The sequence below is a fragment of the Streptomyces glaucus genome (assembly GCF_039533365.1).
In the GTDB taxonomy this organism is placed as follows: Bacteria; Actinomycetota; Actinomycetes; order Streptomycetales; family Streptomycetaceae; genus Streptomyces; species Streptomyces glaucus.
In genome coordinates this window covers 23,125-34,179 of sequence record NZ_BAAATK010000060.1, presented here as the reverse complement: position 1 = coordinate 34,179, position 11,055 = coordinate 23,125, and the positions used below count along the sequence as shown (strand labels likewise).

Below are 11,055 nucleotides of genomic sequence, written 5' to 3'. Positions count from 1 at the left end.
GGCGGCCCGGGACGCGGCGGTCGCCGCGTCCGTGACGGGGCCGATCGGGCGCCGCCGGCCCGGCGGGCGGCGGCCGTCCCGCGACGCGGGACGACGGGGACGGGCCCGCCGGCCCCGGGGCGGGGCCGGCGGGACGCGGTCAGAAGCTGATCGAGTTGATGGTCTCCGCTATCGAGTTCAGGAAGCGGTTGATCGACGGCGCCATGCCGCTCGAGGCGAGGAAGAAGCCGAAGAGCACCGCGACGATCGCGGGGCCGGCCTTGAGGTTCCCTCCCCGTATCAGCACCACCAGGATGATCGCCAACAGCAGTACCACTGACAGCGAAATGGCCACAACTGATCACACCCTCGGTCGGTCCGCTCTCCCGGCCCGGGGTACTACCCCGCGCACCCCCGCCGGAACCATCGTGCCACCAACCCGGCGGCCTCATGCGGAGGCTGACGCATCGTCCGGCCGCCTCCGGCGGGTCCGGCCGCACCCGCCCGCGCGACCAAGCCCCGACCGCCGCGTTCCGCGCAGCAATTCGAGGGCGCCCCCGCGCCGGGAATTCCGCTCCGTCTTTTCCCTGCCCGCACAACACGCCCGCAGGTATTCCGAATTATCGTCACGGACACGTCGCGGAATGGACCGACCGGCGCCGGAAGGCCGCGCAAACGGGCATTCCGCTGTAGTCACCCGCCGGCCTCATGGGTTGATTGATCATGATGAAACGCGACAAGCGGGACGCCTCCGGGTGCGCAGGGGATGCGCGCCGCGTCCGTCCGGCGCCCGGTCGTGTGTGCGCCGTCACGTCGGCGCCGACGCCTTCCTTCTCGGAATACCGGGTACTCGCAGGGTCCGCGCAGGAATGACGTCGAGGGTTTTACGAAATCGCGGAGCCGACGCTAGGGTGCCTCAGATGTTCCACGCTGCCTCGTCCCCCGCAAGAGCAGCGAGGTCCCGGACAGCCTTCCCGAGTTCCTGGTGGGAGGGTCCGTGACGAACTCGCTGCGACCGTACGGCAACCGCAGGACGCCACTTCCCCCGGCACAGTCCCCGGCGGCGGGAGTGCCGGCTCCCCGGCGCTCGCCGCAGAACCGGAGCGCCGGGCGGGATCCGCACGAACAGCCGCGGCCGGCGGCGTCCGGCAAGCAGCGCGACGCGTTCTTCGACAACGCCAAGTACCTGGCGATCGTGCTCGTGGCCATGGGCCACGCCTGGGAGCCGCTCAAGGGCGACAGCCGGATCCTCGAAGCCGTGTACCAGGTCGTGTACGCGTTCCACATGCCGGCGTTCATCATCATCTCCGGCTTCTTCTCGCGCAGCTTCGACATGCGCCCCGACCGGCTCAAGCGGCTGATCACCGGCGTCGCCGTCCCGTACGTCCTGTTCGAGACCGCCTACCCGCTCTTCAAGCGCGTCGTCGACGACGACCCCGGCCAGGAGATCAGCCTCCTGGACCCCTGGTACCTGACCTGGTTCCTGTGCGCGCTGTTCATCTGGCGGCTGACCACCCCGATCTGGAAGCTGGTGCGCCGGCCGCTGCCGGTCGCGCTCGGCGTCGCCATGCTGGCCACCGTCACGCCGGAGATCGGTGACGACCTCGACCTGCAGCGGGTGCTGCAGTTCCTGCCGTTCTTCGTACTGGGCCTGTGCATGAGGGCCGAGCACTTCCAGCTGGTGCGCCGCCGGTCGGTGCGGATCGCGTCGGTGCCGGTGTTCGCGGTGGCGCTGGCGGTCAGCTGGTGGACGGTGCCGCGGATGAACACGGCGTGGTTCTACCACCGTGACGCCGCGCAGGAGCTGGGCGCGCCCTGGTGGGCCGGCCCGGTCATGGTGCTCGCGCTGTTCGGCTGCTCGCTGCTGCTGACCGCCTGCTTCTTCGCCTGGGTGCCGCGCCGCCACTTCTGGTTCACGGCGCTCGGCGCGGGCACGCTGTACGGCTACCTGCTGCACGGCTTCCTGGTGAAGGCCGGTGACTACCGGGGCTGGTTCGACCACGCCTGGCTGCACCGCCCGCTCGGCGAGATCTTCGTGACCGTCCTCGCGGCGGCGGCGGTGACGCTGCTGTGCACCCGGCCCGTGCGGCGGGTCTTCCGGTTCGCGATGGAGCCGAGGATGGAGTGGGCCTTCAAACGCGACGCGGCGGAGCCGGCCCGGGAGCGCGAGAGGGCCGGCGCGTCCGGGGCGCGGGAGAAGACCGGCGCCGGCGCCTGAGCCGGACGCGCACCGCTCAGACCCTGCCCAGGCCGAGAAGTGCGCGCATCCGCGCGTACTTCCCGGCCAGCCGGGTGCGGGTGGGTTCGTCGAGCACCGCGAGGCGGGCCGGGTCGGCGTTGTGCGCCAGGTCCGCCTCCTTCACCAGCAGCGCGCCCGGGGTGGCGAGGATGCGCGCGGCGTACGCCTCGGGCGGCTCCCCCGCCCGCTTGGTGACCGCGCGCACGATGTCCTTCGTGCGGCTGCTCAGCGCGGCCCGGCGCAGCCACTGCCCGGACAGCACGCCGTCCTCGACGGCGTCGTGCAGCCAGGCCGCCGCGATCTGGTCGGCGTCGCCGCCGCGTTCCCGCACGCCCTCGGCGACGGCCCGCAGATGCTCGGCGTACGGCCGCCCCGCCTTGTCGGTCTGCCCGGCGTGGGCGGCCCGGGCGACGGCCTCCACCTCGGCGAGCGTCAGATACGGAACGTCTCTCCCCCCTCCGGTGTCCCCCGGCGCCGGCCCGCCCTCAGCGGGCCCCCGCCGCGGTCGGGCCCTCGCGGCAGATCAGCAGCAGCGCCCGGTCGTCGTTGACGTCCTTGGCCACCGCCTCGATGAGGTGCCAGGCGGCGCCCTGGAAGCCGCCGGCGACATAGCGGTCGGCCTCGCCGGTGAGGCGGTCGATGCCCTCCACGATGTCGCGGTCGGCGGTCTCCACCAGGCCGTCGGTGAACAGCATCAGCACGTCCCCGGGGCGCAGCGTGCCCTTCACGGGGTCGAACTGGGCCCCGTCGTACACGCCGAGCAGCGGGCCCTCGGCCGCCTTCTCCTCCCAGCGGCCGGTGCCCGCGCTGAGCTGGAGCCCCGGCGGGTGGCCCGCGGAGTACAGCTCGTAGTCGCCGGAGTCGAGGTCCAGGACCAGGTGGATGGAGGTGGCGAAGCCCTCCTCCCAGTCCTGGCGCAGCAGGTAGCCGTTGGCGGCCGGGAGGAAGGCGTGCGGGGGCAGGCTGCCGAGCAGGCCGCCGAAGGCGCCCGACAGCAGCAGGGCGCGCGAACCCGCGTCCATGCCCTTGCCGGAGACGTCCGTGAGGACCACTTCCAGCGTGCGCCCGCCGTTGGTGCGGGCCGCGACCACGAAGTCGCCCGAGAAGGACTGGCCGCCCGCCGGGCGCAGGGCCATCTCCCGGTGCCAGCCCTGCGGCAGCTTCGGCAGCTTGCTCTGCACGCGGATGCGTTCGCGCAGGTCGAACAGCATCGTGCCGCCGCGCCGCCAGGGCACGCCGACCCGGCTGCGGAACTGGGCGAGCAGCAGCCCGAAGAACCCGCAGGCGGCGACCACGAGGACCACGCCCGGGGTGACCCGGGAAGGCCCCTCCGTGTACGGTCCGAGCCGCACCGACTCCACGATCAGCGCCGTGGCCGCCGCCGCGTACAGGCCGAGCAGGCTCGCCGGGCGCAGCAGCAGGCCGCCGACGACGATCGGCAGCACCAGCGCGGCCGGGGAGAACCACACCGAGTTCGCCAGCGTCGCCGCGGCGATCAGCGGGACGGTGAGCAGCAGGCCGGCCAGGGCGACCCAGTCCGAACCGTCGCCGCGAAAGTGGTCGACGGCGGCTCTGCGCATGCCGACGCGGGCCCGGTGCCACTGCTTCCTCCACCGGGCCGTGAACGTCTCGGCTGCCGCTCGCCGCTCTCGTCCTGCTGTCATCAGTTCGGGACCCTATCCATCGGACCGGATCCTTGGCACGGGAGGTCCCACTTGTCCCCCGTCCGAGGGCCGACTTCACAGTGAACTGCACCGGAGGCCGCCGCGCCGCCGCCCCGGGAAAATTCCCTCGCCCGCTCCGGAAGGCCCTGATAGGCATGGCCCATGGCGACTGGACATACGGCCGAACTGCGGGTGTTGCGGCCGGAGGACTGGGACAAGTGGTACGGCAACCTGATCCGCGCGTTCAGCGGGGTCCCCGAACCGGACGAGGAGCGGGAGCTGTGGGACTCCCTGACCGAGCACGACCGTTCCCTGGGCGCGTGGGACGGTGACGAGTGCGTCGGGACGGCGGGGGCGTTCAGCTTCCGGGTCACCGTGCCCGGCGGCGCCTCGGTGCCCGCGGCGGGCGTCACGGGGGTCAGCGTCGCCGCCACGCACCGCCGGCGCGGCATCCTGACCTCGATGATGCGGCGGCAGCTGGACGACGTGCGGTCCTGGGGCGAGCCGCTGGCCGTGCTGACCGCCTCCGAGCCGGAGATCTACGGCCGGTTCGGGTACGGCGCCGCGTCCTTCCAGCTCGGCGCGGAGATCGACACGGGCCGCGTCCGGCTGGCGGTCCCGCCCGGCACCGACGACGTGCGGCTGCGGTACGCGGCGCCCGCGGACGTCCTCGAGGCCTGCGAGGCGGTCTACGCGCACGTGGTGCCGCGGCGCCCGGGGATGCTGGCCCGGCGGCCCGGCTGGGAGCGGCTGGGGCTGCTGGACCCGGAGAGCGCGCGGGAGGGGGCGTCGCCGCTGCAGTGCGTGGTCGCCTCGCGGGACGGCGGGACCACCGGGTTCGCGCGGTTCCGGGTGCGGCTCGGCTGGGGGCCGGCCGGGCACGACGGCACGGTGATCCTGAAGGACCTGTACGCGCTCGACCCGGCGACGGAGGCGGCGCTGTGGCGCTTCCTGTTCGGCATCGACCTGACGACGACGCTGGTGGTGAACGGGCGGCCGGTCGACGAGGCGTGGCAGTACCAGGTGTCCGACATCCGGCGCTGCCGGATGCGGCTGCGGGACCAGGGCCACGTGCGCCTGGTGGACGTGGGGGCCGCGCTGCAGGCGCGGACCTACCAGGCGCCGGTGGACGTGGTGTTCGAGGTGGAGGACGCCTTCTGCCCCTGGAACGCGGGGCGCTGGCGGCTGTCGGGGGACGCCAAGGGGGCGTCCTGCGCACGGACGTCGGACGCGGCGGACCTGGCCCTGTCGGCGCGAGAGCTGGCGGAGGCGTACCTCGGCGGCGTGAGCCTGGCGGCGCTGGGCGCGGCCGGGCGGGTGCGGGAGCTGCGGCAGGGGGCGCTGGCGGAGGCGTCGGTGGGGTTCGCGTCCACGGTGGCGCCCTGGCTGCCGCACGGGTTCTGACACCGGGTCAGGAGGCGGCCCGGGTCAGTCCTTCTGGCAGTCCGGGCACCAGAAGAGGTTGCGGGCGGCGAGACCGGCGGTGCGGATCTCGCCGCCGCAGACGTGGCAGGGCAGGTTCGCCCTGCGGTAGACGTACACCTCGCCGCCGTGGTCGTCGACGCGCGGCGGGCGGCCCATCGCCTCCGGGGTGTGTTCGGGGCGGACGGTGTCGATGCGGTTGTTCCGCACGCCCTCGCGCATCAGCTCGACGAGGTCGGTCCACAGGGCGTCCCACTCGGCGGGGGTGATGTCCCGGCCCGGGCGGTAGGGGTCGATGCGGTGCCGGAAGAGGACCTCCGCGCGGTAGACGTTGCCGACGCCGGCGATCACCTTCTGGTCCATCAGGAGCGCGGCGACGGGCGTGCGGCTGCGGCGGACGCGGGCGTAGGCGGCGTCCGGGTCGGCGTCCGGGCGGAGAGGGTCGGGGCCGAGGCGGGCGTGTATCGCCCGCTTCTCGGCGGGGGTGATCAGCGCGCAGGTGGTGGGGCCGCGCAGGTCCACGTAGGCCGTGTCGCCCGCGAGGCGGAGGCGGACGGTGTCCGCGGGCGGGGGCGCCGGGGGCGTGCCGAAGGCGACCTTGCCGAAGAGGCCGAGGTGGATGTGGACCCAGTCGGTGTGGTCGGGGTCGGGGTCGCGGAAGCCGAGGAAGAGGTGCTTGCCGTGGGCGTCGGCGGTGTGCAGGAGGGTGCGGTCCAGGAGGGCCGCGGCGTCGCCGAACTTGCCCTGGGGGCTGGTGACCCGGGGGGCCGTGCCGGCGAAGGCGGCGGCGTAGTCCTGGGCCAGCCGGTGGATCGTGTGCCCCTCAGGCACGGCGTCTCCTCTTTCCTTCCTCTTCCGCGTGCTTCCGTGCGCTCCCGGGGCTACTGCTGCGGGTGGTGGGGCGGGATCGGGGGGAGGTCGCCGGTGGTCTCGTAGGACGCCAGCATGTCGATGCGGCGGACGTGGCGCTCGTCACCCGAGAACGGGGTGTTCAGGAACGTCTCCACGAACTTCGTCGCCTCGTCCTGCGTGTGCATGCGCGCGCCCACCGCGACCACGTTGGCGTTGTTGTGCTGCCGGCCGAGCGCCGCCGTCTCCTCGCTCCAGGCCAGGGCCGCGCGGACGCCCTTCACCTTGTTCGCGGCGATCTGCTCGCCGTTGCCGGAGCCGCCGATCACGATGCCGAGGGCGTCGGGGTCCGCGGCCGTCCGCTCGGCCGCGCGGAGGCAGAAGGGCGGGTAGTCGTCCTGGGCGTCGTAGAGGTGGGGGCCGCAGTCGACGGGGTCGTGACCAGCCTCCTTCAGCCATTCGACGAGGTGGTTCTTCAGTTCGTAGCCGGCATGGTCCGAGCCGAGGTACACACGCATGGTCCGAGTGTGACACGCCTGTATCCGGGCAGTCGCGCCGGGTGTCGGCCACAGGAGCGTGAGGCACGTTACAGAAGCTCAGGAAAACCTCAAGTAACAATCTGGATTCAAAGGTTCAAGAATCCCTTCACCTCAGATTCACTGGTCCGGCTCGTACGCCGCTCGTACGGGAAACAGCTCCCCCGGCGCAAAGGAAATCCGTTCCATGACTTCGCAGCCGACAACGAAGGTGGCCGGAAACGGTCCTGGAGGCCCCGCACAGACGGGGGCGCCCGGCGGGTCCGGGCTTCAGGCCGGGCTCAAGAACCGCCATCTGTCGATGATCGCCATCGGTGGTGTCATCGGGGCCGGTCTGTTCGTCGGTTCCAGTTCCGGCATCGCCACCGCGGGCCCCGGCATCCTCCTGTCGTACGCCCTCGTCGGCACCCTCGTGGTGCTGGTGATGCGGATGCTCGGCGAGATGTCCGCCGCCCATCCCTCGTCCGGGTCGTTCTCGGCCCACGCCGACCGGGCGCTCGGTCCCTGGGCCGGGTTCACCATCGGCTGGCTGTACTGGTTCTTCTGGGTGGTCGTGCTGGCGGTCGAGGCCACCGCGGGCGCCGTGATCCTCGAAGGGTGGATCCCCGCCGTACCGCAGTGGGGCTGGGCACTGATCGTGATGGTCGTGCTCACCGCCACCAACCTGGTCTCCGTCGGCTCCTACGGCGAGTTCGAGTTCTGGTTCGCGGGGATCAAGGTCGTGGCGATCGCCGCGTTCATCGTCATCGGCGGGCTGGCCGTGTTCGGGGTGCTGCCGGGGGTCGACAGCGAGCAGGCCGGGCTCTCCAACCTCACGGAGCACGGCGGTTTCCTGCCCAACGGGCCCGGCGCCATCCTCACCGGCGTGCTGCTGGTCGTCTTCTCCTTCATGGGCAGCGAGATCGCCACGCTGGCGGCCGGCGAGTCCGAGGACCCGCAGCGGGCCGTGACCAAGTCGACCAACAGCATCATCTGGCGGATCGCCGTCTTCTACCTCGGGTCGATCCTCGTCGTGGTGTCCCTGCTGCCGTGGGACAGCGAGTCGATCACCGAGAAGGGCTCCTACGTCGCCGCCCTGGACTCCCTCGGCATCCCGCACGCCGGCCAGATCATGAACTTCATCGTGCTGACCTCGGTGCTGTCCTGCCTCAACTCCGGGCTGTACACCGCCTCCCGGATGGCCTTCTCGCTCGGTGAGCGCGGGGACGCGCCGAAGGCGTTCGCCCGGACCACCTCGCGCGGTGTGCCGCGGACCGCGATCATCGCCTCGGTGGTGTTCGGTTTCGTCGCCGTCTTCTTCAACTACAAGTTCCCGGACTCCGTCTTCCTCTTCCTGGTCAACTCCAGCGGCGCGGTCGCGCTGTTCGTGTGGCTGGTGATCTGCTTCTCGCAGCTGCGGATGCGGAAGATCATCCAGGCGGAGGCGCCGGAGAAGCTGGTCGTGAGGATGTGGCTGTACCCGTACCTGACCTGGGCCACCGCCGCGCTGATCGTGTTCGTGCTGGGCTACATGCTGACCGACACCGAGCACGACGGGCGGCGGACCATGCTGCTGTCGCTGCTGGTCGCGGCGCTCGTGCTCGGCATCGCCTTCGTCAAGGAGAGGATCCGGGGCGGCCGGGCGGCCGCCGGGACGGCGCCCGCCGCCGACGCCGCTGCCTCCGCCTCCGCCTCCGACGAGGTGCCGACCCGCTGACGCCGGCCGTCCCGGACGGCTTCGAGGGGCCCGCGGTGCACACCGCGGGCCCCTCGCCGTGTTCACCGGGCCCGAGCCCGGGCCGCCGGGGCCTTCGTGCGGGGAGCGGCGAGGAGGCCGGGGCGGTACGACGCGAAAACGCGGAAGAGGCTCGCGCAGGTCGAGTCCAGCTCGGCCCGGCGAACCTCTTCCGCGGCGCCTTCGGCGTCAGCGCTTGTCGACGAACGCCCAGGCGGTGGGCAGCAGGCCCATCGCCAGGGCGGCCTTCAGGGCGTCGCCGACCAGGAACGGGGTCAGGCCGGCCGCGATCGCCGCGGACGCCGACATGCCGGTGGCCAGGGCCAGGTACGGCACGCCGAGGGCGTAGACGACCGCCTCGCCCAGCACCATCGTGCCCGCGGTGCGCCACACCGAGCGGTCGGCGCCGCGGCGGGCCAGGGCGCCCACGACGGTGGCCGCGAGGACCAGGCCGAGGACGTACCCGAAGGAGGGCAGGCCGGCCCCGGAGCCCCCGTCCGCGAACCAGGGCACGCCGGCGACGCCCGCCAGCGCGTACAGCGCGAGGGAGAGGAAGCCGCGGCCCGCGCCGAGGGCCGTGCCGACGAGCAGCGCGGCGAAGGTCTGACCGGTCACCGGCACCGGGGAGCCCGGCACGGGCACCGCGATCTGGGCCGCGAGGCCGGTGAGCGCGGCGCCGCCGAGCACGAGGGCGGCGTCCCGGACTCGGGAGGCGGGGAGGAGGTCGGCGAGGACCTGGCCGGTGCGGGCGGGGACAACGGCGGTACTCATGAAGACTCCGCGAGTGGTCTGGGCAGAAGGGAACACGGTGACGCTATACCGGCGCCCGCGCGGCCAACACCGTCAGCGCCCGACAAAGGCGGGATCGCGACCGTGGTGGGCTCCGTACAAAGACCGCGTGTTACACCCGGCGCGACGTGATGCCGGTCACTGAGGCAGGGACGTTCCGGTCACACCATCGTCCCCGGTCCGGACTGTAGAGTTCCACCAAACAAACCGCACAGCACCCGCGTCACCGGCCGCTCCCCCCGGCGGTGCCGCGTCCGCATGGTGGGCCGTGCCTGCCCCGGCCCCGGCGCACCGCCCAGACTGTGTGGCGTTTTTGCCCCCTCTACGTACGGGACGAGCCGCTCCATGCCCAGTAGCACCGTCGGAACGCCGCCTCAGGCGGACGACACCTCCCTCTCCCACGGCCTCAAGCAGCGTCACCTGTCGATGATCGCCCTTGGCGGCGTGATCGGCGCGGGCCTGTTCGTCGGGTCCGGCGCGGGCATCGCCGCCGCCGGGCCGTCGATCGTCCTCGCCTACGCCCTCTCCGGCTTCCTCGTGATGCTGGTGATGCGGATGCTGGGCGAGATGTCGGCCGCGTATCCCTCGTCGGGCTCGTTCTCCGCGCACGCGGAGCGGGCGATCGGGCCGTGGGCCGGTTTCACCGCGGGCTGGTCGTTCTGGGTGCTGCTGTGCACGGCCGTCGGGCTGGAGGGCATCGGCGCCGCCAAGATCGTCAGCGGCTGGCTGCCGGGGACGCCCGAGTGGGCGTGGGTGGCCCTGTTCATGGTGGTGTTCTGCGGCACCAACCTGGCCGCCGTGAAGAACTTCGGCGAGTTCGAGTTCTGGTTCGCCGCGCTCAAGGTCGGCGCGATCACGCTGTTCCTGGTGCTCGGCGTGCTGGCGATCGCCGGCCTGCTGCCCGGCACGGACTCCCCGGGCGCCGCGCACCTCACCGACTTCCTGCCGAACGGCGGCGAGGGCCTGGTCGTCGGCCTGCTCGCGTCGGTCTTCGCCTACGGCGGCCTGGAGACGGTCACCATCGCCGCCGCCGAGTCCGAGGACCCGGTCAAGGGCGTGGCCGGCGCCGTCCGCACGGCGATGTGGCGGATCGCGCTGTTCTACATCGGCTCGATGGCGGTGATCGTCACCCTGGTCCCCTGGGACTCCGCGGCGGTGGTCGAGAAGGGCCCGTACGTCGCTGCCCTCGGCGAGCTCGGCATCCCGGGCGCCGGGCAGCTGATGAACGTCGTCGTGCTGGTCGCCCTGCTGTCCGCCATGAACGCCAACATCTACGGCGCCTCCCGCATCGCCTACTCGCTGGTGGAGCGCGGGCAGGGGCCGAGGGCGCTGGGCCGGGTGTCGGGCGGGGTGCCGCGGATCGCGGTGCTGGCCTCCTCGGTCTTCGGCTTCCTGTGCGTGCTGCTGAGCTACTGGCGGCCGAACGACGTCTTCTCCTGGCTGCTGAACATGATCGGCGCGGTGATCCTGGTCGTCTGGATCCTCATCGCCGTCTCGCAGCTGCGGCTGCGCCGCCGCCTGGAGCGGGAGGCACCGGAGAAGCTGGCCGTGCGGATGTGGGCGTTCCCGTGGCTGACGTGGGTCGCGCTGGCCGGCATGGCGGCGGTCTTCGTCCTGATGGCCCGGGAGCCGGGTACCCGGGTGCAGCTGTACTCGACGGGCGGCATGACCCTGTTCCTGGCGGCCGTCGGCTACGCCTGGCAGCGGGCGCGCGCCCGCGGCTAGCCGCACCGGCCCGCGGCAGCCGACGAGGGCCCTCGCACGGAGGACGGTTCCGTGCGGGGGCCCTCTCGCGTTCCCGGCCGCCCGCCCCTACCCTCTTGCTGCTAGTGTGCACTTGCAAGTCTCTTGCAATAAGAGGTC

The 11,055-nt window shown here is 72.5% G+C and carries 10 protein-coding genes; 4 read left to right on the top strand and 6 right to left on the bottom strand.

Annotation, left to right across the window (positions count from 1 at the left end):
• Window positions 1-139: 139 nt before the first annotated feature.
• Window positions 140-334 (bottom strand): hypothetical protein, encoded by a 195-nt coding sequence (locus ABD363_RS29020; RefSeq protein ID WP_344608869.1) that lies wholly within the window; start codon window positions 332-334, stop codon window positions 140-142.
• A 642-nt stretch (window positions 335-976) separates the two neighbouring features.
• On the opposite strand from ABD363_RS29020, the gene ABD363_RS29015 reads away from it, so the two are divergent.
• Window positions 977-2,197 (top strand): acyltransferase family protein, encoded by a 1,221-nt coding sequence (locus ABD363_RS29015; protein ID WP_344608868.1) that lies wholly within the window; start codon window positions 977-979, stop codon window positions 2,195-2,197.
• 16 nt (window positions 2,198-2,213) lie between these two features.
• Here ABD363_RS29015 and ABD363_RS29010 read toward each other — a convergent pair whose 3' ends face one another.
• Window positions 2,214-2,654 (bottom strand): HD domain-containing protein, encoded by a 441-nt coding sequence (locus tag ABD363_RS29010; protein WP_344608870.1) that lies wholly within the window; start codon window positions 2,652-2,654, stop codon window positions 2,214-2,216.
• A gap of 49 nt (window positions 2,655-2,703) precedes the next feature.
• Window positions 2,704-3,882 (bottom strand): SpoIIE family protein phosphatase, encoded by a 1,179-nt coding sequence (locus ABD363_RS29005; RefSeq protein WP_344608866.1) that lies wholly within the window; start codon window positions 3,880-3,882, stop codon window positions 2,704-2,706.
• Window positions 3,883-4,044: 162 nt separating this feature from the next.
• Between ABD363_RS29005 and ABD363_RS29000 the strand changes: the two genes are divergently transcribed.
• Window positions 4,045-5,286: a GNAT family N-acetyltransferase gene (locus tag ABD363_RS29000; protein WP_344608864.1), complete on the top strand. Its 1,242-nt coding sequence runs from the start codon at window positions 4,045-4,047 to the stop codon at window positions 5,284-5,286.
• Between the two features lie 24 nt (window positions 5,287-5,310).
• On the opposite strand, the gene ABD363_RS28995 is transcribed toward ABD363_RS29000, so the two are convergent.
• Window positions 5,311-6,135, bottom strand: a complete 825-nt coding sequence (locus ABD363_RS28995) for an Fpg/Nei family DNA glycosylase (RefSeq protein ID WP_344608862.1) — start codon at window positions 6,133-6,135, stop codon at window positions 5,311-5,313.
• A gap of 50 nt (window positions 6,136-6,185) precedes the next feature.
• Window positions 6,186-6,671 (bottom strand): ribose-5-phosphate isomerase, encoded by a 486-nt coding sequence (locus ABD363_RS28990; RefSeq protein ID WP_344608860.1) that lies wholly within the window; start codon window positions 6,669-6,671, stop codon window positions 6,186-6,188.
• A gap of 205 nt (window positions 6,672-6,876) precedes the next feature.
• Between ABD363_RS28990 and ABD363_RS28985 the strand changes: the two genes are divergently transcribed.
• Entirely contained in the window at window positions 6,877-8,385 is a 1,509-nt protein-coding gene (locus ABD363_RS28985) for an amino acid permease (RefSeq protein WP_344608858.1), read from the top strand.
• Window positions 8,386-8,592: 207 nt separating this feature from the next.
• Here the strand turns inward: ABD363_RS28985 and ABD363_RS28980 are convergent, their stop codons facing one another.
• The gene (locus tag ABD363_RS28980) at window positions 8,593-9,174 is read right to left on the bottom strand and encodes a biotin transporter BioY (protein WP_344608856.1); all 582 of its coding nucleotides are present in this window, start codon (window positions 9,172-9,174) and stop codon (window positions 8,593-8,595) included.
• A gap of 363 nt (window positions 9,175-9,537) precedes the next feature.
• On the opposite strand from ABD363_RS28980, the gene ABD363_RS28975 reads away from it, so the two are divergent.
• Window positions 9,538-10,917, top strand: a complete 1,380-nt coding sequence (locus tag ABD363_RS28975) for an amino acid permease (protein WP_344608854.1) — start codon at window positions 9,538-9,540, stop codon at window positions 10,915-10,917.
• Window positions 10,918-11,055 lie beyond the last annotated feature (138 nt).

What these genes read in the sequence shown, in the direction of transcription:
- ABD363_RS29005 (WP_344608866.1), bottom strand. Translation starts at nt 3,882, where the DNA reads ATGACAGCAGGACGAGAGCGGCGAGCGGCAGCCGAGACGTTCACGGCC.
- ABD363_RS28975 (WP_344608854.1), top strand. Translation starts at nt 9,538, where the DNA reads ATGCCCAGTAGCACCGTCGGAACGCCGCCTCAGGCGGACGACACCTCC.
- ABD363_RS28990 (WP_344608860.1), bottom strand. Translation starts at nt 6,671, where the DNA reads ATGCGTGTGTACCTCGGCTCGGACCATGCCGGCTACGAACTGAAGAAC.
- ABD363_RS29000 (WP_344608864.1), top strand. Translation starts at nt 4,045, where the DNA reads ATGGCGACTGGACATACGGCCGAACTGCGGGTGTTGCGGCCGGAGGAC.
- ABD363_RS28985 (WP_344608858.1), top strand. Translation starts at nt 6,877, where the DNA reads ATGACTTCGCAGCCGACAACGAAGGTGGCCGGAAACGGTCCTGGAGGC.
- ABD363_RS28980 (WP_344608856.1), bottom strand. Translation starts at nt 9,174, where the DNA reads ATGAGTACCGCCGTTGTCCCCGCCCGCACCGGCCAGGTCCTCGCCGAC.